At 71.0% G+C, this 24,161-nt stretch carries 18 protein-coding genes and 2 pseudogenes; 7 read left to right on the forward strand and 13 right to left on the reverse strand.

Annotated features, from left to right (window positions below):
- Positions 1-24: 24 nt before the first annotated feature.
- Both P2L57_RS20890 and P2L57_RS20895 read left to right on the forward strand, forming a co-directional pair.
- Positions 25-768, forward strand: a complete 744-nt coding sequence (locus P2L57_RS20890) for an MBL fold metallo-hydrolase (protein WP_275816745.1) — start codon at positions 25-27, stop codon at positions 766-768.
- 24 nt (positions 769-792) lie between these two features.
- Entirely contained in the window at positions 793-1,617 is an 825-nt protein-coding gene (locus P2L57_RS20895; protein WP_275816747.1) for a DUF3097 domain-containing protein, read from the forward strand.
- 69 nt (positions 1,618-1,686) lie between these two features.
- Here P2L57_RS20895 and hemW read toward each other — a convergent pair whose 3' ends face one another.
- From hemW to lepA, 4 genes are all read right to left on the reverse strand, one after another.
- Positions 1,687-2,919: a radical SAM family heme chaperone HemW gene (gene hemW / locus P2L57_RS20900; RefSeq protein WP_275816749.1), complete on the reverse strand. Its 1,233-nt coding sequence runs from the start codon at positions 2,917-2,919 to the stop codon at positions 1,687-1,689.
- A gap of 87 nt (positions 2,920-3,006) precedes the next feature.
- Positions 3,007-4,887 (reverse strand): AMP-dependent synthetase/ligase, encoded by a 1,881-nt coding sequence (locus P2L57_RS20905; RefSeq protein ID WP_275816751.1) that lies wholly within the window; start codon positions 4,885-4,887, stop codon positions 3,007-3,009.
- 298 nt (positions 4,888-5,185) lie between these two features.
- Positions 5,186-5,527 carry a hypothetical protein gene (locus P2L57_RS20910; RefSeq protein WP_275816753.1) on the reverse strand — a complete coding sequence of 114 codons (342 nt, stop codon included), beginning with the start codon at positions 5,525-5,527 and terminating at the stop codon, positions 5,186-5,188.
- Between the two features lie 151 nt (positions 5,528-5,678).
- Entirely contained in the window at positions 5,679-7,547 is a 1,869-nt protein-coding gene (gene lepA, locus P2L57_RS20915) for a translation elongation factor 4 (protein WP_275816755.1), read from the reverse strand.
- A gap of 197 nt (positions 7,548-7,744) precedes the next feature.
- On the opposite strand from lepA, the gene rpsT reads away from it, so the two are divergent.
- A complete protein-coding gene (rpsT, locus tag P2L57_RS20920; RefSeq protein WP_275816758.1) occupies positions 7,745-8,011 on the forward strand; it encodes a 30S ribosomal protein S20 in 267 nt (88 codons plus the stop codon).
- Positions 8,012-8,447: 436 nt separating this feature from the next.
- Here rpsT and holA read toward each other — a convergent pair whose 3' ends face one another.
- Positions 8,448-9,434 (reverse strand): DNA polymerase III subunit delta, encoded by a 987-nt coding sequence (gene holA, locus P2L57_RS20925; protein ID WP_275816760.1) that lies wholly within the window; start codon positions 9,432-9,434, stop codon positions 8,448-8,450.
- Between the two features lie 83 nt (positions 9,435-9,517).
- On the opposite strand from holA, the gene P2L57_RS20930 reads away from it, so the two are divergent.
- Positions 9,518-9,763 (forward strand): hypothetical protein, encoded by a 246-nt coding sequence (locus tag P2L57_RS20930; RefSeq protein WP_275816762.1) that lies wholly within the window; start codon positions 9,518-9,520, stop codon positions 9,761-9,763.
- Between the two features lie 20 nt (positions 9,764-9,783).
- On the opposite strand, the gene P2L57_RS20935 is transcribed toward P2L57_RS20930, so the two are convergent.
- The 8 genes from P2L57_RS20935 to P2L57_RS20970 all read right to left on the reverse strand — a co-directional run bounded on the left by P2L57_RS20935 (position 9,784) and on the right by P2L57_RS20970 (position 22,000).
- On the reverse strand, positions 9,784-11,055 hold the full coding sequence (locus tag P2L57_RS20935; RefSeq protein ID WP_275816764.1) for an MFS transporter: 1,272 nt from the start codon (positions 11,053-11,055) through the stop codon (positions 9,784-9,786).
- Entirely contained in the window at positions 11,055-11,660 is a 606-nt protein-coding gene (locus tag P2L57_RS20940; RefSeq protein ID WP_275816766.1) for a winged helix-turn-helix domain-containing protein, read from the reverse strand. The genes P2L57_RS20935 and P2L57_RS20940 overlap by 1 nt, the downstream gene beginning before the upstream one ends.
- A 16-nt stretch (positions 11,661-11,676) precedes the next feature.
- Positions 11,677-14,277 (reverse strand): ComEC/Rec2 family competence protein, encoded by a 2,601-nt coding sequence (locus P2L57_RS20945; protein WP_275816768.1) that lies wholly within the window; start codon positions 14,275-14,277, stop codon positions 11,677-11,679.
- Positions 14,274-15,110 (reverse strand): ComEA family DNA-binding protein, encoded by an 837-nt coding sequence (locus P2L57_RS20950; protein WP_275816770.1) that lies wholly within the window; start codon positions 15,108-15,110, stop codon positions 14,274-14,276. The genes P2L57_RS20945 and P2L57_RS20950 overlap by 4 nt, the downstream gene beginning before the upstream one ends.
- Positions 15,111-15,233: 123 nt before the next feature.
- Entirely contained in the window at positions 15,234-16,079 is an 846-nt protein-coding gene (locus P2L57_RS20955) for a DegV family protein (protein WP_275816772.1), read from the reverse strand.
- Between the two features lie 85 nt (positions 16,080-16,164).
- Positions 16,165-16,782, reverse strand: a complete 618-nt coding sequence (locus P2L57_RS20960) for a hypothetical protein (RefSeq protein WP_308292495.1) — start codon at positions 16,780-16,782, stop codon at positions 16,165-16,167.
- A gap of 118 nt (positions 16,783-16,900) precedes the next feature.
- Positions 16,901-19,780 (reverse strand): leucine--tRNA ligase, encoded by a 2,880-nt coding sequence (leuS, locus tag P2L57_RS20965; protein WP_275816774.1) that lies wholly within the window; start codon positions 19,778-19,780, stop codon positions 16,901-16,903.
- Positions 19,781-20,053: 273 nt separating this feature from the next.
- Positions 20,054-22,000, reverse strand: a complete 1,947-nt coding sequence (locus tag P2L57_RS20970; RefSeq protein WP_275816776.1) for a S53 family peptidase — start codon at positions 21,998-22,000, stop codon at positions 20,054-20,056.
- A 359-nt stretch (positions 22,001-22,359) separates the two neighbouring features.
- Here P2L57_RS20970 and P2L57_RS20975 point away from each other — a divergent pair, with 359 nt between their 5' ends.
- The 3 genes and pseudogenes from P2L57_RS20975 to P2L57_RS41145 form a co-directional block, all read left to right on the forward strand.
- The gene (locus tag P2L57_RS20975; protein WP_275816778.1) at positions 22,360-23,208 is read left to right on the forward strand and encodes a ferric reductase-like transmembrane domain-containing protein; all 849 of its coding nucleotides are present in this window, start codon (positions 22,360-22,362) and stop codon (positions 23,206-23,208) included.
- Between the two features lie 235 nt (positions 23,209-23,443).
- Positions 23,444-23,518: pseudogene (locus tag P2L57_RS41140) on the forward strand (hypothetical protein); the annotation flags it as partial.
- A 54-nt stretch (positions 23,519-23,572) separates the two neighbouring features.
- Positions 23,573-24,098, forward strand: a pseudogene (locus tag P2L57_RS41145) (NADH-ubiquinone oxidoreductase-F iron-sulfur binding region domain-containing protein); the annotation flags it as partial.
- Between the last annotated feature and the right edge of the window lie 63 nt (positions 24,099-24,161).

Raw genomic sequence — 24,161 nt, forward strand, 5'->3', positions numbered from 1 at the left:
GCCACCCGCCGATAGCGTCGTCCTGTGGATAACGCGGAGGGCAAGGCGGCGCACGCCGGTGAAGGCGGCGAGGTCTGGGAAAGGCTCGCACCGGGGGTCGCCCGGCGCCGACTGCCGTTCCTCGATGTGACGATCGGCGTGGTGGTCGGCACGAACGACGTGCTGGTGATCGACACCGGGTCCACGGTACGTACCGGCGCCGAGCTGAACCGCCAGGTGAACGAGTTGACCGGGCGCCCGGTCTGCCATGTCGCCCTCACCCACGGCCACTTCGACCATGTCTTCGGCACCGCCGCCTTCACCGGCGCCCAGGTGTACGGGGGCAAGGCGCTGGACGTCTATCTGGCACAGGAACGCGAGGCGCTGCGCGCGGACGCGGTACGGCACGGAACCGCGCCGGACGACGCCGCCGAGGCGTGTGACGCGCTGGTCCGTCCGAACCGCCTGGTCGACAACCGGTACGAGATCGATCTCGGCGACCGCGAGGTGCGGCTCGTCCACCCCGGGCGCGGCCACACCGACCACGACCTGGCCGTGCTCGTCCCGGGCACGCCGACCGTGGTCTTCTGCGGCGACCTCGTCGAGGAGTCCGGCGAGCCGCAGGCCGGGCCGGACGCGGTACCCGGTGAGTGGCCGGGAACCCTCGACCGGCTGCTGGAACTGGGCGGCGAGACGGCGCTGTACGTCCCCGGACACGGCGCGACCGTCGACGCCCGGTTCGTACGCCGCCAACGCGACGCGCTCGCCCGGCGTTTCGGGGTGTCGTGACGGGTCGCGGATACCATCTGGCGTATGCGCAGCAGGAGTTACGGCCCGGATCTGACCCCGCCCTGGAAGCGGAGCAAGCCCGCCCCCGAGGTCGCGGCAGAACCGGACCTGGTGGTGGAGGAGGTCACCACCGGCTTCTGCGGTGCGGTGGTGCGCTGTGAGAAGACCGCGCAGGGCCACACGGTGACCCTGGAGGACCGTTTCGGCAAGCACCGTGTCTTCCCCATGGAACCGCGCGGCTTCCTGCTGGACGGCAAGGCGGTCACGCTGGTGCGTCCGGCCCCCGCGGCGGCGTCACACGGGCCGAAGCTCACCGCCTCCGGTTCGATAGCGGTCCCCGGCGCCCGGGCGCGGGTCGCCCGGGCGGGCCGCATCTATGTGGAGGGCCGCCACGACGCCGAGCTCGTCGAACGCGTCTGGGGCGATGACCTGCGCATCGAGGGCGTGGTGGTGGAGTATCTGGAGGGCGTCGACGATCTCCCGGCGATCGTCGCCGAGTTCGCCCCCGGCCCCGACGCACGGCTTGGCGTCCTGGTGGACCACCTGGTCCCCGGCTCGAAGGAGTCCCGGATCGCCGAGCAGGTCAGCGGCGACGACGTCCTGGTGGTCGGCCACCCGTACATCGACGTCTGGGAGGCGGTGAAGCCCGCGGCCATCGGCATCCCCGAGTGGCCGAGGGTGCCGCGGGGCCAGGACTGGAAGACCGGCGTGTGCCGGGCCCTCGGCTGGCCGCAGAACACCGGCCAGGCGTGGCGGCGGATCCTCGGGTCCGTCCACTCGTACAAGGACCTGGAGCCGCAGCTCCTGGGCCGCGTCGAGGAACTGATCGACTTCGTGACGGCGCCCTGAGGCGACGCGGTCGCCGACGGCGAGCAACCGCCCACCCGCACGGGTGGGCGGGCCGGAAGGCCAGCCCGCTCAGTCCACCAGATCCCGCACGACGGCATCGGCCAACAACCGCCCCCGCAGCGTCAGCACCGCCCGCCCTTCCGCATAGGGCTCGGACTGGAGCAGACCGTCGGAGACGGCCCGCGCCGCGGCACGGGCCCCGGCCGGGGCGAGCAGTTCCAGAGGGCAGCCCTGGGCGAGCCGCAGTTCCAGCAGGATCCGTTCCACCCTGCGGTCCTCCGCCGAGAGGACCTCGCGCCCGGCCCCGGGCGACCGTCCCTCGGCGAGCGCCTGGGCGTACGCCCCGGGATGCTTCACGTTCCACCAGCGCACACCGCCCACATGGCTGTGGGCGCCAGGCCCGGCGCCCCACCAGTCGGCGCCGCGCCAGTAGAGCTCGTTGTGCCGGCACCGGCCCGGGACCGAGGTCGCCCAGTTCGACACCTCGTACCAGCCGAACCCGGCAGCCGACAGCGTCTCCTCCGCCATCAGGTAGCGGTCGGCGTGGACGTCGTCGTCGGTCATCGGGATCTCACCCCGGCGGATCCGCCGGGCCAGCTGGGTGCCCTCCTCGACGATCAGCGCGTACGCGGAGACATGGTCGGGACCGGCCGCGATCGCCGCGTCGAGGGACGCCTGCCAGTCCTCGTCGCTCTCACCGGGCGTGCCGTAGATCAGGTCGAGGTTGACATGGTCGAACCCGGCCGCGCGCGCCTCACTGACGCAGGCCTCCGGCCGTCCGGGCGTATGGGTGCGGTCCAGGATCTTCAGCACGTGCTGCCGGGCGCTCTGCATACCGAACGAGACACGGTTGAAGCCGCTCGCCCGCAGCTGAGCCAGATACGCCGGATCCACGGATTCCGGATTCGCCTCCGTGGTGATCTCGGCGCCGTCCGCGAGCCCGAACTCATCCCGGATCGCCGCCAGCATCCGCCCGAGGTCGGCGGCCGCCAGCAGGGTCGGGGTGCCGCCGCCGACGAAGACCGTCTCCACCTGGCGCGGGTCGTCGCCCAGCACCTTGCGGGCCAGCCGGACCTCGTCGACCAGCGTCTGCGCGTAGTTGTCCCGCGAGGCGAGCACGCCGCCGGAACCGCGCAGCTCAGTGGCGGTGTAGGTGTTGAAGTCGCAGTACCCGCAGCGGGTCGCGCAGTAGGGCACATGCAGATAGAAGCCCAGCGGCCGGTCGGCCGCGCCCGCCAGGGCAGGGGCGGGCAGCGAACCGTCGTGCGGCACGGGCTCGCCGTCGGGCAGTACGGATGGCATACCGCCATTGTCCCGTATGCCCACGGCAAGCCCGCCGGGCCCGCTTCGCCGAGGGGGCCCGGCCCGACGCGCTCTGGCGTGCTGCGGCTACGACTCGCGCGCGCCCGCGTACATCTCGTCGATCAGGTCCTTGAACTCCCGCTCCACCACAGGGCGCTTGAGCTTCAGGCTGGGGGTCAGCTCGCCGTGTTCGACGGTCAGGTCGCGCGGCAGCAGGCGGAACTTCTTGATCATCTGCCAGCGCTGCAGGCCCTCGTTGATCCGGCCGACATAGCCCTCGACCAGTTCCTTGGTCTGCGGGGCGGCGACCACGTCCGCGTACGTCCTGCCGCCCAGGTCGTGTTCCTTGGCCCAGCCCATGAGGGTGGGCTCGTCCAGCGCGATCAGGGCCGTGCAGAAGTTCCGGTTGGCGCCGATCACCAGGACGTTGCTCACGAACGGGCAGACCGCCTTGAACTGGCCCTCGACCTCGGCGGGCGAGATGTACTTGCCGGCGGAGGTCTTGATCAGGTCCTTCTTGCGGTCGGTGATCTTCAGGAAGCCGTCGTCGGACAGCTCGCCGATGTCGCCGGTGTGGAACCAGCCGTCCGCTTCCAGCACCTCCTCGGTCTTCTCCGGCAGACCGTGGTAGCCCTGCATGATGCCGGGGCCGCGCAACAGGATCTCGCCGTCCTCCCCGATCCGTACCTCCGTGCCGGGCAGCGGCTTGCCGACGGTGCCGGTGCGGTAGTTGTCGCCGGGGTTGACGAAGCTGGCGGCGCTGGACTCGGTGAGTCCGTAGCCCTCCAGGATGTGGATGCCCGCGCCGGAGAAGAAGTAGCCGATCTCGGGGGCGAGGGCGGCCGAGCCGGAGACACAGGCCCGCAGGCGCCCGCCGAATGCCTCGCGGATCTTCGCGTAGACCAGCTTGTCGGCGACCGCGTGCTTCGCCGCGAGACCGAACGGCACCGAGGGGTTGCCGCTCGCCCGGCGGTTCTCCTGGGAGGTCCTGGCGTACTCGCGGGCCACCTCGGCCGCCCACTGGAAGATCTTGTACTTGGCGCCACCGCCTGCGCGGGCCTTGGCCGACACGCCGTTGTAGACCTTCTCGAAAATGCGCGGCACGGCCGCCATGTAGGTCGGCTGGACCACCGGCAGATTTTCGATGATCTTGTCGACCCGGCCGTCGACCGCGATCACATGCCCCAGTTCGATGTGCCCGGCGGTGAGCACCTTGCCGAAGACGTGCGCGAGCGGCAGCCAGAGGTACTGGACGTCCTCGGGGCCGAGCAGACCGGTGGAGGCGATCGCCTTGGCCATGTACGACCAGCAGTCCTGCGGCAGGCGTACGCCCTTGGGGCGGCCGGTGGTGCCCGAGGTGTAGATGAGGGTGGCGAGCTGCTCGGAGGTGATTCCGGCGACCGCCTTCTTGATGGCCTCCGGGTGCTTCTCCAGATAGGCGGCGCCGCGCCGCTCCAGCTCCTCCAGGGAGAGCACCCAGTCGCCGTCGCCGTTGTCCGCCACGTCCGCGGAGTCGATCACCACGACATGGGTCAGGTCGGGCAGGTCCGCGCGGCGGGCACGCGCCTTCTCCAACTGCGCGGCGTCCTCGGCGATCAGCACCCGGCTGCCGGAGTCGGCGAGGATGAAGGCGGACTCGTCGGCGTTCGTGCTGGGGTAGATGGTGGTGGTGGCCGCGCCCGCGCACAGGACCCCGAGGTCGGCCAGTATCCAGTCGATACGGGTGCCCGAGGCGATCGCGACCCGCTCCTCGGGCCGCACTCCGAGGTCGATGAGCCCGGCCGCGATCGTATACACCCGTTGCGCCGCCTGGGCCCAGCTCAGCGAGCGCCACTGCTCCTGGCCACCGTCCGGGCTGGGTACCGGATAGCGGTACGCCTCGGTATCGGGTGTTGCCTCGACCCGCTGGAGGAAGAGATGGGCCACGGACGGCGGCCGGCTCTCAATCGATGTCTGTGTCTCGGTCACGACAACCTCCGGGGGCCCGCATCATTGCCAGGTCATTGCTTGTGACTCATCAGTAACCTTCGAGCAGGGATCAGGTTAGACGCCAGGCACCCGGCACGTAAGGGTCTACGGGCCCCTCGTTCAAACCGTGACGACCGAGTTAGGTGCCCGATGCATGGAAAATGGGGCCGGTGCGATTAAGACGCGCCAACCCGTTAAAACGGGCCAGCACGGAAAAAGGGGTCTGCCGAATGCGGACCGGACCGCCCGTACGCGCGAAGGGCCCGGCGCGCGATGGCGCCGGACCCAAAGACAGCGATCAGTGACGGCCGACGGGCAGTCCGCCGAGCAGCCCCTGGGACTGGTGGTGGGGGCCGGGCGGCGGGCTGTCGACCGCGTGGCACAGGCCGCTCACACTGTCGCCCCCCGGAGCGATCCTGGCGTTGTTGAAGGCCTTCGGGAGCTTGCCGGTGGTCAGCACCGTCCACCCGGCCTCGGTGAGGTCCTTGGTGGCACAGGAAGCACCGTTGTTCACGCTCAGATGGCCGCTGTCGAACCTGTTGGCCTCGTCGGCGAACGCCAGCGGGGACGCCGCTCCGAACGCCAGCGCCGAGGCCGCCGCCACGAAGATCGCCCGCTTGGCAACCGGGGAGTCAGTCACAGTGCAGTCCCTTCTCTCGCGCCGCGCCCTCGCGCCGCAGCCACCGTGCGTAACGGCCGGGCGGCCCGGCCGTTACGGTGCGACTACGTCGTACGAGTGGGACCCGTGACTAGTACTACAGAGGTACTACGGGGCTACAGGGCGGGCAGGGCTACTTCTTGCCCTTGCTGTCCCCTTCGTCGGTGGACAGTGCGGCGATGAAGGCCTCCTGCGGCACCTCGACGGCGCCGACCATCTTCATCCGCTTCTTGCCCTCCTTCTGCTTCTCCAGCAGCTTGCGCTTACGGGAGATGTCACCGCCGTAGCACTTGGCGAGCACGTCCTTGCGGATCGCGCGCACCGTCTCACGGGCGATGACCCGGCTGCCGATGGCGGCCTGGATCGGCACCTCGAACTGCTGCCGCGGGATGAGCTCACGCAGCTTGCCCGCCATCCGCACGCCGTACGCGTACGCCTTGTCCTTGTGCAGGATCGCGGAGAAGGCGTCCACCTTGTCGCCGTGCAGCAGGATGTCGACCTTGACCAGCTCGGAGGTCTGCTCTCCGGTCGGCTCGTAGTCGAGCGAGGCGTAGCCGCGGGTCTTGGACTTCAGCTGGTCGAAGAAGTCGAAGACGATCTCGGCGAGCGGGAGGGTGTAGCGCAGCTCGACGCGGTCCTCGGAGAGGTAGTCCATGCCGAGCAGGTTGCCGCGCCGGCTCTGGCACAACTCCATGATGGCGCCGACGAATTCGCTGGGCGCCAGCACGGTGGCGCGCACCATCGGCTCGTAGACCTCGGCGATCTTGCCGGTCGGGAACTCGCTCGGGTTGGTCACCGTGCACTCGGTGCCGTCCTCCATGATCACCCGGTAGACCACGTTGGGCGCGGTGGCGATCAGGTCGAGGCCGAACTCGCGCTCCAGACGCTCCCGGATCACGTCCAGGTGCAGCAGCCCGAGGAAGCCGACGCGGAAACCGAAGCCGAGGGCGGCCGAGGTCTCCGGCTCGTAGACCAGTGCGGCGTCGTTGAGCTGGAGCTTGTCCAGCGCGTCGCGCAGTTCCGGATAGTCCGAGCCGTCCAGCGGATACAAACCCGAGAAGACCATGGGCTTCGGGTCCTTGTAGCCGCCGAGGGCCTCGGTGGCTCCCTTGTGCAGCTGGGTGACGGTGTCACCGACCTTGGACTGGCGTACGTCCTTGACGCCGGTGATCAGATATCCGACCTCGCCCACGCCCAGGCCGTCGGACGCGGTCATCTCCGGCGAGGAGACACCGATCTCCAGCAGCTCGTGCGCGGCGCCGGTCGACATCATCTGGATGCGCTCACGCTTGGAGAGCTGGCCGTCGACCACCTTCACGTAGGTGACGACGCCGCGGTACGAGTCGTAAACCGAGTCGAAGATCATCGCGCGGGCGGGCGCGTCCGCGACGCCGACCGGCGGCGGGACCTCGGCCACGACCTTGTTCAGCAGCTCGGCCACGCCCTCGCCGGTCTTGGCGCTGACCTTGAGCACCTCGGAGGGGTCGCAGCCGATGATGTGCGCCAGCTCGGCGGCGTACTTCTCGGGCTGGGCGGCGGGAAGGTCGATCTTGTTGAGCACCGGGATGATCGTGAGGTCGTTCTCCAGCGCCAGGTAGAGGTTGGCGAGGGTCTGCGCCTCGATGCCCTGGGCGGCGTCGACGAGGAGGATCGTCCCCTCACACGCGGCGAGCGAACGGGAGACCTCGTAGGTGAAGTCGACGTGCCCCGGGGTGTCGATCATGTTGAGGACATGGGTGGTGCCCTCGCCGTCACCGGTGGTGGGCGCCCACGGCAGCCGGACCGCCTGGGACTTGATCGTGATGCCGCGTTCACGCTCGATGTCCATGCGGTCCAGGTACTGGGCGCGCATCTGCCGCTGCTCGACCACGCCGGTGAGCTGGAGCATCCGGTCGGCGAGCGTCGACTTGCCGTGGTCGATGTGCGCGATGATGCAGAAATTGCGGATCAGCGCCGGGTCGGTACGGCTCGGCTCCGGCACGTGGGTTGGGGTCGCGGGCACGCAGGGTCCTGATTCTCGACTCATGGTCGACGTCTGTGGGCGGATCGATACGTTGCCCTCCATAGTCCCATGCACGACGGGTGGACAGCGGTTTGGGAGCCGTATGGACCTGCTGGTAGCCTGGACCACTGTGCCTCGTGCCCTCTAACCCGAGGCGCTCAGTCGATTTACTCAGTCAAACCTGAAAAGGCTCATTCGTGGCGAACATCAAGTCCCAGATCAAGCGGATCAAGACCAACGAGAAGGCCCGTCAGCGGAACAAGGCCGTCAAGTCGGAGCTCAAGACCCTGATCCGCCGCACCCGTGAGGCCGTCGCGGCCGGCGATGTCGAGAAGGCCACCGAGGCCGCGCGCGCCGCCTCGCGCAAGCTGGACAAGGCTGTCAGCAAGGGTGTCATCCACAAGAACGCGGCCGCCAACAAGAAGTCGGCGCTGGCCGGCTCGGTGTCCTCGCTCAAGGGCTGAATCTCAGCTTTCCGTCGGTAGGGACCCAAGCGGACCCTCTCAACCGCTCCACGCCGACAACCCCCTCCGCCTAGTCGCGGAATCGCGCCGCACGCGGCCTGCGTTCGCCACGCGGGTGCGGCGCACAAGCAGTCCGGCCGAAGGCCCCGCCACCGTCATTCCCCGACGGCAACGGGGCCTTCGCCGTGTCTGGGGGTGGCCGGGGGCTCCGCCGTGGGGGGACTTCTGGGGGCACCGCAGTCGGGGGCTGCTGTTCGGGGCCACGCCGTCGAGCGGGGTGCTTCTCGGGGCGTCACGTCGAGCGGGGTGCTTCGGGGCTCCGCCGTCGGACCACTTCGCGACGGGCCCCTCTCGTCCCGAGCCCGCCCGGCAGGGGAACTCGCTTCGAGCCCGCGGGCCTGGGGACTGCCCGTCCCCCAAGCCCGCCCCGCAGGGGCTACCGCCGGGAGCGGGCCGCGCGGGCGATGGTGACGACCGCCTTTTCCAGCGCGTACGCCGGGTCGGCGCCCGCGCCCTTGACCGCCGCGTCCGCCTCGGCGACCGCCCGCAGCGCGGCCGCAACGCCATCCCCGGACCAGCCGCGCATCTGCTGCCGGACCCGGTCGATCTTCCACGGCGGCATCCCGAGCTCACGGGCCAGATCGCCGGGACGCGCACCCCGCGGGGCGGTCGCGAGCTTGCCGATCGCCCGCACCCCGGAGGCCAGCGCGAAGGTGATGCCCGGCAGCGGCTGTCCCACCGCGAGAGCCCACCGCAAGCGCTCAAGTGCTTCCGCCGTACGGCCGGTGACGGCAAGGTCGGCGACCTCGAAGCCGGTCGCCTCGGCGCGGCCGGTGTAGTAGCGGGCGACCACGGCCTCGTCGATCGTGCCGTCCACATCCGCGGCCAGCTGCGCACAGGCGGAGGCCAGTTCCCGCAGGTCGCTGCCGATGGCGTCGACAAGCGACTGGCACGCCTCCGGAGTCGCCGACCGGCCCACGGTGCGGAACTCAGCCCGTACGAAGGCCAGTCGGTCGGCCGGCTTGGTCATCTTCGGGCAGGCGACCTCACGGGCGCCCGCCTTCCGGGCGGCGTCCAGCAGCCCCTTGCCCTTGGCGCCGCCCGCGTGCAGCAGGACCAGCGTGATCTCCTCGGCGGGCGCGTCGAGATACGCCTTGACGTCCTTGACCGTGTCGGCCGACAGGTCCTGTGCCGCGCGCACCACGACGACCTTGCGCTCCGCGAACAGCGACGGGCTGACCAGCTCGGCGAGCGTGCCGGGCTGGAGCGCGTCCGGGGTCAGGTCCCGCACGTCGGTGTCGGAGTCGGCGGCTCGGGCGGCCGCCACGACCTGCGCCACGGCACGGTCGAGCAGCAGCTCCTCCTGTCCGACGGCGAGCGTCACAGGGGCGAGCGGGTCATCGGTCGACGTCTTCTTGGCCATCGCGCTCCAGCATCCCACGTGCCACTGACAGTCCACCCGTACCTGCCGGAAGGCGGGCTCCGGCCGTATCCGACAATGTGGCCGTGAGCGATGTTCGACATGTGCTGGTACTCCCCGACCGCGACGCGGCGGAGGAGGTGGCCGAAGAAGCGGCGGAGCGTTTCGGCCTTGATCATGAGCCGCAGCTGGTAAGGGAAGCGCTGGCAGGCGAGGACGACGCCGAGGACGCCCAGTGGCTGGTCGTCATCGAGGACGCGGACGGACAACTCGACCCGACCCAGCTCGACGCCCTGGCCGAGGAGTACGACGGCTGGCGCGAGGAGGAGTAACGCCAACGGCTCCGGCAGGCCTACGTCACACGTGTCACGCCCGCCGGGGCCGCCTGCCGCTCCTCCGCCGGTTCCGGAAGTTCGCGGAGCTTCGGCACCGGCGAGGGCAGCAACCAGAGCACGGCCGTGAGAGCCCCGGCTGCCCCGATCCAGATCGTGACGTGCACCCCGAGCACGGTGCCCAGCACACCGGCAACCATCGCCCCAAGCGACCGCACTCCGTAGTTGAGGGTGCGGTGGGCGCCCATGACACTGGAGCGCAGAGTATTCGGGACGATTGCGGCACGCAGGGTGTTCATGGCGATGTCCAGCACCATCACGCCGAACCCCGAGCCGAACTCGGCGAGGAACAGCAGCGCCAGGACGAGCGGCGTCGGCCCGCCCGCGAGGGGGACGAGGAGCAGCGGCGCCGGAAACGCGGCACAACCGGCGACGACGGCCGGCCCGATGCCGATACGGCGGATGAGGCGGGCGGTGAGGAACGCGCCGATGACGCTGCCGATCGCTCCGGCGCCCAACACCGCGCCGAGGAAGACGGGTTGCAGGTGCAGATCCTCGGTCGCGTAGAGCGCGAAGAGCGTGAAGAAGACGAAGTTGAAGAAATTGACGGTGGCGACGGCGGCGAGAGTGGCTCGCATGACGCGGTTGCGGGCTATCCAGCGCAGCCCCGCGGTCAGTTGTCCCCTGCCCGGGCGGGTGGATGGCGGCTCCACGGGTTGGACGCGGGACAGGCAGGCGGCGGAGACGAGATAGGAGACCGCGTCCACGAGCAGCGCGACCGGCGCCGCGAATATCTGCACGAGGAAGCCGCCGATGCTCGGGCCGACGACGAAGGACATGGCGCGGCTGCCGCTGAGTAGCGAGCTCCCCTCCACATATGCGGTGGCGGGTACGAGTGAGGGATACAGGGCCGCATCGCACACATCGAACAGCACCGCCAGCGTGCCGATGCCGAACGCCGCCCCGTAGAGCTGGCCGAGGCTCAAGCCTCCCAGCACGTAACCGATCGGCAGGGACGCGAGGAGCAGGGCCCGGCCGAGATCGGCAGTGATCATGAGTTGTCTACGCCGTGCGCGGCCGTCCACCAACGCACCGACCAGCAGCGAGAACACCAGCGCGGGAAGTAGCTCCGCCGTCGAGAGCCAGCTCATTCGTGCCGCGTTGGCGTGCAACGTGAGAACGGCGGTGAGTGGGATGGCGATCTGGGATACCTGGTCGCCGAGGAGCGAGACGGTCTGGCCGGTCCAGTAACGGCGGAACGCCCGCTCCCTCAGTAACGCGGGGATCCTCATCACGGCTGCTCCACGGTGCGGGTCGATGACGGAAGGGCCGCGCGGATCAGCGTGATGAGACGGGCGCCGTCCGGTCGGCGGTCTGGATCCGCCAGCCGATCGGCGTACGGTTCCAGCAACTCGTTCATTCGCTCCCCCAGTTCGGTCAGTTCGGCAGCCGTCAGGTACAGCAGGACATCGCTGAGCTGCTCGGCCTCCCGCCACTCACGGGTATCGCTCTGCCGCGCCTCCAGTCGCGCCGTCATCAGCTCGAAGTACCGCTCGACGACCGCGAGGCTGAGCGCATCGGATGCCTCAGCGACCGCCGGGTCCTCGGAGAAGTTCGGCCAGTTGGTGAAGCGTGCGGTCGCCCGCCACGGCTTCTCCCTCCCCTGGCCGCCCTCGGCTGTCTCCACCAACCCGTACTTGGCGAGCATCCGCAGGTGGTACGAGCAGCTGGCGACGGATTCCCCGGTCAGTTCGGCCGCCCGGGTGGCGGTGAGGGGGCCTTCACGGCGCAACAGGCCGACGAGCGCCATCCGTGTCGGATGGGCATAGGCACGCAGGGCGCGGGGGTCGGTGAGATGGATGGTGCTGTCGTGGCGCGAGACAGAAGGCTCGGTCATGTATCTAAAGATATCTTTATAAAGATCCCTTTACAAGGCTCGCCCGTAGTCCCTCCGGTCCATCTCCCGTGATCGCGATCGGGCCGTCCGTGTCGGTGCGCAGCACTGTGGTGCCCTCCGCGTGGAGGGCGGTGATCGTGCGGGGGGACGGGTGGCCGTATCTGTTGCCTGCGCCGCAGGAGATCAGGGCTAGGCGGGGGTGGAGTCGGGTGAGTAGGGCCGGGTCCTGGTTGGACGAACCGTGGTGGGCGACCTTGAGCACGTCGACCGGCGGTAGTTCGGGGTGCTGGGTGAGCAACTCCCGCTGCGCCGGGGGCTCCAGGTCGCCGAGGAGTATCAGGGTGAGGCCCGCCGTCCTGACCAGGAGTGTGACGCTGGAGTCGTTGGGGCCCGCGTCCGGCAGGCCCGCGGTGCGGTAGTCGGCCGCGGGCTCGGCGGCGCCCGCCCCGGCCGTGCCCGGCAGCGGCGGCCAGAGCACCTGCCAGTCCAGTTCGCCGAGCCGCCGCCGCTCCCCCGCCGCTGCCCGGACCACGGGGATGTGTGCGGCCGCGGCGCGGCGTCGTACGGACGCGGCTTCGCCGGGCGGTGCGTCCACGGTGGTGGTCTCGATCGCGCCGACGGTGCGACCGGTCAGGACGCCGGGGAGTCCGGCGACATGATCGGCGTGGAAGTGGGTCAGGATCAGCAGCGGGATCGTCGTCACGGCGAGCGATCTCAGACAGCGGTCGGCGAGCATCGGCTCGGGGCCGGTGTCGACCACAACGGCCGAGCCGTCACCGTCACCGGAGTTGAGCACCAGGGCGTCCCCCTGGCCGACATCGCACGCCGCCATCCGCCATCCCGCGGGCGGCCAGCCCGTGGTGAGCCGGGTGAGCGGGGCGGGCGCCAGCACCGCGACCAGCAGCAGCACCGCCAGTGCCGCGCAGATCCATGGGTGGCGGGCGATGCGCCGGGAGCACAGCAGCACGGCGGCGGTGACGGCGGCGAGCAGCAGTCCGCCGGTCCAGCCGCCGGGCCAGTCCAGCGCCGCACCGGGAAGTGCGGCGCCCTTGCGGGCCACCGTGGAGACCCACACCACCGGCCAACCCGCCAGCCAGGCAAGGCCTTTGGCAGCCGGCATCGATACCGGCGCGGCCAGCAGGGCCCCGAAGCCCAGCACGGTCGCCGGGGGTACCGCCAACTCGGCCAGCAGGTTGCACGGGATGGCCACCAGGCTGATGTGCGCGGCAAGCACGGCGACCAGCGGCGCGCACAGCGCCTGGGCGGCCGCGGCGGCCGCCAAGGCCTCCGCCAAGTGGGCTGGCACGCGGCGCCGTCGCAGGGCCGCGCTCCACCCCGGGGCGAGCGTCAGCAGCGCGGCCGTGGCCAGCACCGACAGCGCGAAACCGTACGAGCGGGCGAGCCATGGATCGTAGAGGACGAGGGCGATGACGGCGGCCGCGAGCGCGGGCAGCAGAGCGCGGCGACGGCCGGTGCCGATCGCCAGGAGGGTGATCAGGCCGCAGACAGCGGCTCGTAGCACGCTGGGGTCCGGGCGGCACAGCACCACGAAGCCGATGGTCAGCAATCCACCGAGCACGGCGGTGAGCCGCAGCGACAAGCCCAGCCGGGCGGCGATCCCGCGGCGTTCCGCGCGTACCGCGAGGGAGGAGGGGCCGATCAGCAGGGCGAGGATCACGGTGAGATTGGATCCGCTGACCGCGAGCAGATGGGTGAGATCGGTGGCGGCGAAGGCTTCCTGGAGGTCGGGCGGAACGCGGGAGGTGTCTCCGACCACGAAACCGGGGAGCAACGCCCGTGCGTCCGGCGTCAGTTGGTCGGTCGCGTCCCGCAGTCCGCCGCGCAGCGCTCCGGCCAGGCGCTGGATCGCCGAGGGCGGCCGGGTGACATGCGGCGGACCGCGCACCTGGAGGACGGCGGCGCTGCGGTCCACCTCCCGTGTGGTGGGGGCGAGTTGGCCCTCCAGGGTGAGGCCGGTGGAGGGCAGCAGGCCCAGCCAGGCCGGTGTGCTGTCGCCGGGCTGGGCGATCAGCAGCACAGGGGTGTGCACAGCGGTGGTCGTACCGCGGGACGTGACGTGTGCGGCTTCGGCTTCCGCGAGGACGGATGCCGGGGCCGGGGCCGAACCGCGTACCCGGGGGTGCGCCGCCCGCGGGTCACCGGTGAGCGTCAACTGGACGGTGACCCGGGCATGTTGGGTGGCCAACGCCGGAATCGGCCCTCGGTGCAGCCCCGCCACACTCAGCCCGGCCACGCCCGCGGCCACGCAGGCGCACAGGAGAGTGGCGGCCGCCACCGCGGCGGTGCCGGCGCCCGGCCGGGTCGGGATCCACCCGGCCGCCGCGCCGGACAACCCCCGGGTGCCCCTGCGATGCGCGACACACAGGGCGAGGGCGGCGGCGAGGCACGCTCCGGCCCCGATGGCGACCCAGCGGCCCGGAGCGCTGAGCGCGATGATGGCGGCTAGCCAGGTCGCCAGCGCTGGCGGCACGAGGCGGAGATCGGCCGGGCCGTCCTGCTGCGGCCGGGACGCTCCGAGCCGACCGCCCGCCGCGGCCCGTCCCCGCCGATCCCGCGCCGGTGCGGAAGCGGAAGATGTCGACCGCTCCGCGTTCATGGCCGAACCAAGGGCTGTAGTTCCTGGAAACGACGCTCCCCCACCCCGCTGACCTGGCGCAGCTGGCTGACGGAGGTGAAACCGCCGTGCTGGGTGCGGTATTCGACGATGTGGCGGGCGAGGACCGGGCCGACGCCGGGGAGGGCGTCAAGCTGCTCGGCCGTGGCGGTGTTGAGACTGAGCGGCCCCGGGCCCGCCGCGCCGCCGCCTCGGATGCCCGCGGCATCGTTGGGCGGCGGCGGGGGCTGCCCGACCACGACCTGTTCCCCGTCCGTGAGCAGCCGGGCGAGGTTGAGGCCGCTGGTGTCGGCGCCCGGCAGCGGTCCGCCCGCCGCCTTGAGCGCGTCGGTGACACGTGCACCGGTCGGGAGGTGCCGCACCCCCGGGGTGCGCACCTTGCCCGCGATGTCCACCACCACGTCCGCGGGCGACGGTCTGCCCGTCGGCGGCGCCGACGCGCCGCTCAGCTGCCCCACGGGGGATGTGACGGCCCGCGTGACGGGTGGCGGCTGCACGGTCCGTGGTCTGCCCGCCCAGAAGTGGTGCACCGCGAAGGCGGCAGCGAGCACCAGTACACCGGCGAGGGCGGCGACCGTGCGCAGTTCCATCCCGCATCTCAACTGCACCCACACCGGCAGCCGTTCGACGACGGCCTCCCGCCACGACGAGCGGCCCGACGGACGGCGCGACCGCACCGGGCCCGGCTCCGCAGCGGAATCTGCGGCCAGCGGCTCCCGTACCGGCGGTGGCCTGTCGAAGAGCGCGCCCGCACGCGCTCGGGCGGCGCTGTCGACATCGCTTGGGCGAGGGGCGGTTACGGTGTGCGTTCCCATGCCAACCGACGGTAGGCGCCCTGGCCGATCTCCGTTCCGCCCCGCCGAATCCCGTGGATTACCCAGCAGTTGTGGATAACTCCATCACCCGGCCGAGCGAAATCGAGGCCGGGCCTGGTGGTCTCACCGCGGTGAGACAACCGCCCCCAGCAGCCCCGGCCCGGTATGCGCGCCGATCACCGCACCGACCTCGCTCACATGCAGGTCCGCCAGCCCCGGCACACGTGCCCGAAGGCGCTCGGCCAGTGCCTCGGCCCGGTCGGCGGCGGCCAGATGGTGGACGGCGATGTCCACCGTGGCCTGCCCCGCCCGCTCCGCCACGATCTCCTCCAGGCGCGCGATGGCACGGGAGGCCGTGCGCACCTTCTCCAGCAGTTGGATCCGCCCCTCCGCGAGCTGCAACAGCGGCTTGACCGCCAGCGCCGAGCCCAACAGGGCCTGCGCCGCGCCGATCCGGCCGCCGCGCCGCAGATAGTCGAGGGTGTCCACGTAGAAGTAGGCGGACGTCCCCGCGGCACGCTTCTCGGCCGCCGCCACGGCGTCGTCCACCGTGCCGCCCGACTCCGCCGCCTCGGCCGCCGCCAGCACCGGAAAGCCCAGTGCCATCGCCACCATGCCGGTGTCCACCACCCGTACCGGAACCGGCGCCGACTCGGCCGCGACGCAGGCCGCGTCGTAGGTACCGGAGATCTCGGCGGACAGATGGAGGGAGACCACGGCGCTGGCGCCCGCGTCCGCCGCGCCGCGATACGCGGCGGCGAACCGCTCGGGCCCGGGCCGCGAGGTGGTCACCGGTCGGCGGCGCTGCAACGCGGCGGCGACCGAGCGGGCCGATCCCTCGGTGCCCTCCTCCAGCGCCTCGGCACCGAGGATCACGGTAAGCGGAACGACCGTGATGTGATGGCGGGTCAGCGCCTCCTGCGGCAGGTAGGCCGTGGAGTCGGTGACGATGGCGACATGGGCAGACATGAGCGGGACCCTACCCGTGAACTCTGTGCTGACAACACCGCGACCGGGCCCGCGGCGCCGACCGCCGACATCGCGGTCGACCGGCTCAACGGCGGTTGCGCGAACGCCCCCGGCCCAGCTCCGAACGTACCGCGGCGCTATCCGGAGCCTCAACTTCCGTCGGCACCCAGTGCCGCAGCGCCCCCGCCTCCACCTCGATCTGCCGCCCGAGCGCGGCGAGATCGTCGTCATCGAACTGCCGGGCCCGGTCCTGGGCCGCCCAGCGCAGCGAGTCCGCGGAGTGCGTGACCCGTTCCGTGCGCTGCCGCAGTTCCGGCAGGCGGGCGGCGATCCGGCCCTTGTCGGGCTCCCGCTCCAGCAGCCTCAACTCGTCGTCGAGGGTGTGCGCGTGCTCCCGCAGCCGGTTCAGCAGGGCCAGCGCCTCCGCCAGCGACGGGTCGGCCGCGACGCCCGACTCCAGCGCCTGCCGGGTGCCGATCATGGAGTCGCGCAGGTCAAGCCGGAGGGAGGCCAGCTCGCCGAGAGCGCCCGGCTGTCCGTACTTCTTGGCCTTCAGGGTCGTCTCCTCGACCACCCGGCGCGCCTGTGCGCCGGTCCGCTCCACACCGCGCCGCACGGCCCGTACGGTCCTGACCGTCGCGATGGTGCCGAATACCACGGCGATCAGCAGGACCAGCGCGAGCACACCGAAAACGGCAACCATGGACGCTCCCTCTCACACCACGCCGACGCCAGTCCCTCCACGGTAGACCGACGGGGCCGGTCGGGGGTTCCAGTGGAACCCTCAACCGGCCCCGAGTCGGCCCCTAGGGGAAGCCCTGTCACGCGGGCACGATGTTCACCAGCTTCGGTGCCCGGACGATGACCTTGCGGATGCCCGCTCCGCCCAGCGCCGCCTGTACCGCCTCGTCCGCCAGGGCCAGCTGCTCCAGGTCGGCGTCGGCGATGGCCGGCGGGACCTCAAGGCGCGCCTTGACCTTGCCCTTGACCTGGACGACGCAGGTGACGGTCTCGTCCTGGACGTACGCCGGGTCGGCCACCGGGTAGTCGGCGTAGGCCAGCGACTCGGTGTGCCCCAGCTTGCGCCACAGCTCCTCGGCGATGTGCGGCGCCAGCGGCGCGACGAGCAGCACCATCTGCTCGGCGACCGTGCGCGGCACCCGCGACAGCTTCGTCACGTGGTTGTTCAGCTCGGTGGCCTTGGCGATGGCGGTGTTGAAGCGCAGCCCCGCCATGTCGGCCCGCACCCCGTCGATCGCCTTGTGCAGCGCGCGCAGCGTCTCCTCGTCCGGCTCCTCGTCGACGACGGTGACCTCGCCGGTCGCCTCGTCCACGACGTTGCGCCACAGCCGCTGCAGGAAGCGGTAGGAGCCGACGACGGCACGGGTGTCCCAGGGCCGGGACACGTCCAGCGGTCCCATCGCCATCTCGTACAGGCGCAGTGTGTCGGCCCCGTACTCGGCGCAGATCTCGTCCGGAGTGACCGCGTTCTTCAGGGACTTGCCCATCTTGCCCAGCTCGCGCTTGACCTGCTCGCCGGCGTAGAAGTACTTCCCGTCGCGCTCCTCGACCTCGGCCGCCGGGACCGGGAAGCCGCGGCTGTCCCGGTAGACGTAGGCCTGGATCATGCCCTGGTTGTAGAGCTTGTGGAACGGCTCGTACGAGGAGATGTGCCCCAGGTCGTGCAGCACCTTGTGCCAGAAGCGGGCGTACAGCAGGTGCAGCACGGCGTGCTCGGCACCGCCCACGTACAGGTCGACGCCGCCCGCGGGCTGGCCCTCGCGCGGGCCCATCCAGTACGCCTCGGCGGCCGGGTCGACCAGCCGGTCGCTGTTGTGCGGGTCCAGGTAGCGCAGCTCGTACCAGCACGAACCCGCCCAGTTCGGCATGGTGTTGGTCTCGCGGCGGTAAGGCCGCGGACCAGCCCCGTCGCCCAGGTCCAGCACCACGTCGACCCAGTCCTCGTTGCGGGACAGCGGGGTCTCCGGGGAGGTGTCGGCGTCGTCCGGGTCGAAGGTGCGCGGCGCGTAGTCGTCGATCTCGGGCAGTTCGACAGGCAGCATCGACTCGGGCAGGGCGTGCGCCACACCGTCCTCGTCGTAGACGATCGGGAACGGCTCGCCCCAGTAGCGCTGGCGGCTGAACAGCCAGTCGCGCAGCCGGAAGTTGACGGTGCCCTCGCCGATACCGCGTTCGGCGAGCCACTCGGTGATCTTCGTCTTGGCCTCGGGGACGGTCAGACCGTCCAGGGAGACCTCGGCACCCGCGGAGTTGATGATCCGCGCGTCGTACGAGTCGAAGGACTCGTCCCAGGTCGACGGGTCCGTACCGCGGTCGTCGGACGGCTGCACCACGCAGTGCATCGGCAGCTCGAAGGCGCGGGCGAAGGCGAAGTCACGGTCGTCGTGCGCCGGAACGGCCATGATGGCGCCGGTGCCGTAGCCCATCAGCACGTAGTCGGCGATGAAGACCGGAACGTTCTCCCCGCTCACCGGGTTCACCGCGAAGGCGCCGGTGAAGACACCGGTCTTGTCCTTGGCCTCCGCCTGCCGCTCCACCTCGGACTTGGCGGCGGCCTGCTTGCGGTACTCGGCGACCGCCTCGGCCGGGGTGGCGTGGCCGCCGGTCCACACTTCGTGGGTGCCCTCCGGCCAGGCGGCCGGAACGATCTTCTCCACCAGGTCGTGCTCGGGGGCCAGCACCATGTAGGTGGCGCCGAACAGGGTGTCCGGGCGGGTGGTGAAGACGGTGATCTTGGCGTCGCCGTCGAAGCTGATCGGGAAGTCCACCCGGGCGCCCTCGGAGCGCCCGATCCAGTTGCGCTGCTGCAGCTTGATGGCCTCGGGCCAGTCCAGGTCGTCCAGGTCCTCCAGCAGCCGGTCGCCGTACGCGGTGATGCGCATCATCCACTGGCGCAGCTTGGCCTTGAAGACCGGGAAGTTGCCGCGCTCGGAGCGGCCGTCCGAGGTGACCTCCTCGTTGGCCAGCACGGTGCCCAGGCCCGGGCACCAGTTGACCGGCGAGTCGGAGGCGTAGGCCAGCCGGTAGTCGCTCAGGATGTCGGCGCGCTCGACGGCGGTCAGCGCGTCCCAGGGGCGGCCGTCCGGGGTCGGCCGGGCGCCCGAGGTGAACTGCTCGACCAGTTCGTCGATCGGGCGGGCCTTACGCGCCTCGGGGTCGTACCAGGAGTTGAAGATCTGCAGGAAGATCCACTGGGTCCACTTGTAGTAGCCCGGGTCGATGGTCGCGAAGGAGCGGCGCTTGTCATGCCCCAGGCCCAGGCGGCGCAGCTGTTCCTTCATGGTGGCCATGTTGGCCTCGGTGGTCACCCGGGGGTGGGTGCCGGTCTGTACCGCGTACTGCTCGGCGGGCAGGCCGAAGGCGTCGAAGCCCAGCGTGTGCAGCACGTTGTGGCCGGTCATGCGGTGGAAGCGGGCGAAGACATCGGTGGCGATGTAGCCCAGCGGGTGGCCTACGTGCAGTCCCGCGCCCGAGGGGTACGGGAACATGTCCATGATGAACTTCTTCGGCAGGTCGGTGACCTCCGCCGGGCCGCCCAGCTCGCCGCCACGCGGGTTGGGGGCGTTGAAGGTGCCCTCCCGCTCCCAGAAGTCCTGCCAGCGGGCCTCGACGTCGGCGGCCAGCTGGGCGGTGTAGCGGTGCGGCGCGGCCGCCTCGGCGGCGGGGGTGGTCTCGCTCATGTCCCTCGAAGCTCCATCGATGTCATGACAGGCGTACGCCCGGTCTGCCTTCGGATCGTTTCGCCCGGACCCCGGCCCCACATCCAGACCCTGATCCGGAAACGAAAAAACCCCTCGCACAGGAGGGGACGCCGCACTGACTGTTTCCTCGTCAGCGCGGCTGGCTAAGCAGAAGGCGTACGGCACGCATGGGCTCAGGGTACCCCAGTGCGGGAAGGGCCCGCACCGGTGTACCGGTGCGGGCCCCTACGCTCTGCGGTTGCGTGGTGCCGATCAGTGGCCGTGCGGACGGTAGGAGTCCACGTAGCCGTCAGCGGGGCTGCCGACACCGGTGACGTTGTCGTAGCCGGACGTCGCGTTCAGCGAGCTGTCGTGGCCCAGGGTGCGCAGCGAGGTGATGAAGCCGCCCTTGGCGTCGAAGCCGTTCTTGAAGTCGACGCGCACATCGGCGATGGACTGGCCCTGGCCGAGCGGGTGGTCGGTCACGTCGTGGTACGCCGAGGTGCCGAACCGGTCGTAGATGCCCGGGTTGGCGAAGCCGATCGGCACGCCGCCGCGGGCCTGCTGGGCGAGCGCCTGGATCGCGGAGATCACCGGCGCGGCCAGCGAGGTGCCGCCGATGCGGTACTCGCTGTACTTGACCGAACCGTCGGGGAAGGTCTGCGACTGGCCGACCAGGAAGCCGGTGGACGGGTCGGCGACCGCCGAGATGTCCGGAACCACGCGCTGCGGGGTGGCGCCGTTCTGCTTGCTCAGCGTGTCCGGCACGACACCGCGCTGGTAGAACGGCTGCGGGGTGAGCTTGCTGGTACCGCCGCCGGCCCCGTAGAGGTAGTTGCCGGGGAGCGCGGCCCAGTTCTTGCCGTCCGCGGAGAGCAGCGACTTGGTGGTGCCCCAGCCGGTCTCCCACTGGTACTTGTCGCCCTTGCCCATGGCCAGCGAGGTGCCGCCGACCGCGGTGGCCCAGGCGGAGTTGGCCGGGGTGTCGACCTGCTTCGTACCGGTGTTGGCGACCTCGTCACCGTTGTCACCGGAGGAGAAGTAGAAGCCGATGCCCTCAACGGCGCCCTGCTGGAAGACCTGGTCGTAGGCCGCGGCCACGTCCGGGGTCTCGTTGGCCTCCACATCGCCCCAGGAGTTGGAGACGATGTCGGCGAGGCGGTTGTCGACGACCTTGTTGAGGCTGTCGAGCAGGTCGGCGTCGTTGCAGGAGGCCGCGCCGGCGTAGACGATGTCGGCGGCCGGGGCGACCGCGTGCACCGCTTCGACGTCCAGCGTCTCCTCGCCGTACCAGCCGGCTGCCTTGCAGGTGTCGATGCTGTTGTAGGCGGTCGGCAGTACCTGGCTGAACTGGCCGGTCCGGTAGGCCGCGTCACCGTTGCGCTTGGCGTACTCCGCGGCGTCCTTGGCGATGTACGGGGAGGCGTACGCGTCGGTGATGGCGACGGTCACACCCTTGCCCGTGTAGCCCTTGGCACCGTAGGCGGCACGCAGTTGCTTACCGGTGTAGCCCTTGATGACGTAGGGCGCGGAACCGCCGTACGCCTTGGGCAGGCCCTTGGCGACGTTCGAGCCGTAGTACGAGGAGAACGGCCCGGCCTGGCGGGCGACGGCCTCCGGCGGGGGCAGGTCGTCGTGCTTGGACTGCTTGGGGGCGTTGTCCAGGCCGGTGATGGTGAGCACCGCGCCGTCGAGCGAGGCCGGCACGGAGGCGGCCTGCGCGGGGGCGTGGTAGATCTGGCCGTCCTTGGAGTAGTTGCGCAGCTCCGTGTTGAAGGCCTTCTCGACGGCGGACTTGCCGCCGCTCACCGATATGTAGTGCTGGTTGGAACCGGTCACCGTGAGGCCGGAGTTCTTCAGCCAGGCGGTGACCTCGGCTATCTGCTGCTTGGTCGAGCCGAAACGCTCCTGCACCTGCTTGGCGGTCAGGTACTTGCCGTAGCTGGCCGACGTGGGGTCGGAGACCGCCCGCGCGTAGTCCGCGAGGCCCTTGGCGTCCTTACCCGCGAGGTAGACGCGAGCGTTCACCGTGGTCGAACCGGCGGCGGTGCCGTGGTCGGCCCGTGCGGTCGCCCACAGGGGCTTGGTGTTGGTCAGCACCTGCCGGTTGTTCGAGTCGGCTTGGGCCGTGGGTACACCCATCGCCAAAGCGCCGGCCACCAGCGGCAGCGTGGCTGCCACCGCCAGCCCGGCGCGCGTTCTGTGACGAACAAGCTTCATGAAACCCCCAAAGAGACACGAATGGTCACGGCACGCTCGCGCGACCCGGAGCGCGTTCACCGAATAGCGGTGAGGTGCATGCCGTAAGGCCAAACTCTGGCGCTGATCTGTTCACGTCAGGGGAATGGTTACGTCAAGAAATGGTCAAGTGGACGTAATGACCGGGAAGTTGGAGTGGCCCTTGACGGGCAGTTGGCGCAGGGAAGCGGAAGAGGCGGTTCCGTACGGCAGTTGACAGGTTCCCGGCTGGGACTGCCGTCCGCAAGACCAATGAACCGACGCTAGCAGCGCGACGCGACGCTCGACCGCGTTTACCGCAACTCCCCACCGGTCCGGACGAATCAGCCTAGACATTCACCATGCCTACGCATCGACACCGCCCGGGCGCCCGCCGACGGCCGCCCGCGCGCCCCGGCTCGACCGGACCCACCGGTTTACCCAAGCGGTACGTACCCATCGTGTGCGCGGGCGCGCTCGCCACCGCGGCGGCCACCCTGTTGCTCGCGCTCCCCCTGCACCCCCACACCGGCGCGCGCTCCCTGCTCGACACCTACGCGGGGGTCGGCGCACTGCTGTCACTGACCGCGACCGTGGTGTGGGGCCTGGTCAGCACGAGTACCCGCGCGCTCGGCCCGCGTCAGCGGCTGTTGGCACAGGCCGTGCACCGCGCGGCCACGGTCGCGTCGCTGGGTTTCCTCGCGCTGCACATCGCCGTCAAGGTCGCCGAGCGGCACACCACGCTTATGGAAGGACTCATTCCGTCCGGGGTGGGCGGACGGGCGCTGCTCATCGGACTGGGCACGCTCTCCGCATACCTTCTGCTGCTGGCGACCGCCACGGGTGTGCTGCGTGGGGCGTTCGCCGCGCGCGGCCGGCCGGTTCGCTGGCGAGTACTGCACGCTTGCGCGTATCCGGCGTGGTTCACCGCCGTGGTGCACGGTCTGAAGTCGGGCCGCACGGCAGCGGGTTGGGTGGTCGCCTGCTACGCGGTCTGCCTGGTGGCCGTGGGCGCGGCGCTCGTCGTACGGGCCGCCCGGAGCGGGACTCCGGACCGGGCGCGCTTCGGCGGGCGGCGCAGGCCGCACCGCGCAGGGGGGCGCAAAGCGCAGCGCAGCGCCCCGGCGGCGGACCGGTCGCCGTCCATGGCCTCCGCCGCCGCCGCGCCGGGCCGTCGGCAGATCGATCAGCCGATGGGCAATCCACGCTGACCGACCTGTCCCCCACACTCGCCCGCGCCGCGCCCCTGCCCGGCGTGTCGGCCGTCGGCGCACCGCGGCCGACCGCCGGTCCGCACCTCGCGCCGCGGCTGGATCGGGCGGCGCACCTGTCCGTCCACGGCTCGCTACCGCCGCTCACCCCCTCCGCGCTGGGGGCGCCGGCCAGGCGATCGACCTACGGGGGCGCGGTGGCGCCGCCTTCCCAATCGCCCGCAAGCTGCGCACCGTGAGCGACGCCGCCCGGGCCAGGGCCTCCCGGACCGCGGTGGTGGTCAACGGCCGCGAGGGCGAGCCCGCCTGCGCCAAGGACACCGTGCCGCTCACCCGGGCCCCGCACCTGGTGCTGGACGGCGCACCGCTGGCGCCCGGTCCGTGCCCGCTGAGCGAGACGCTGCGGGTGGCGCGCTGGCTGGCCGGGCAGTCCGCGGGCCAGTGCGGTCCTTGCCGCGATGGGCTGCCCGGGCTCGCCGATGCGCTGGCGGACCTGCTGGACGGCGGCGGGCCGGGGGCGCTTGAGGGGGTACGGCAGGCGGCACGGGCAGTCAGTGGGCGCGGTGCGTGCAAACCTCCGGACGGCTCGTCTCGTTTCGTGCTGTCCGCGCTGGCCGCCTTCACCGACGACCTGGCGTCACATGTGCTCGGCGGGGGCTGTGGACGCCCCACGGCGGTCCTGCTGCCCGCCGCCGCACCAGGCTCCCGGACGGCGGCTCGCGGTGGACTGGACGCTGTGCGAGGGGCACGGCCTGTGCGCCGACGTACCGCCGGAAGCCGTGCGGCTGGACCCGGACGGCTTCCGGTGCTCGTCGACGGACCGCTACCCGGGCACCTGACGGGCGGTGCGGCGCTGCCCGGCCCTGGCGCCGCGCCTGGAAGAGCAGTGACCGCAGTCACACGAACGGCGTGATTCCAACGCGAACGGGCCACCCTTGCGGGTGGCCCGTTCG

The sequence above is a fragment of the Streptantibioticus ferralitis genome, from assembly GCF_029223525.1.
Classification (GTDB): Bacteria; Actinomycetota; Actinomycetes; order Streptomycetales; family Streptomycetaceae; genus Streptantibioticus_A; species Streptantibioticus_A ferralitis.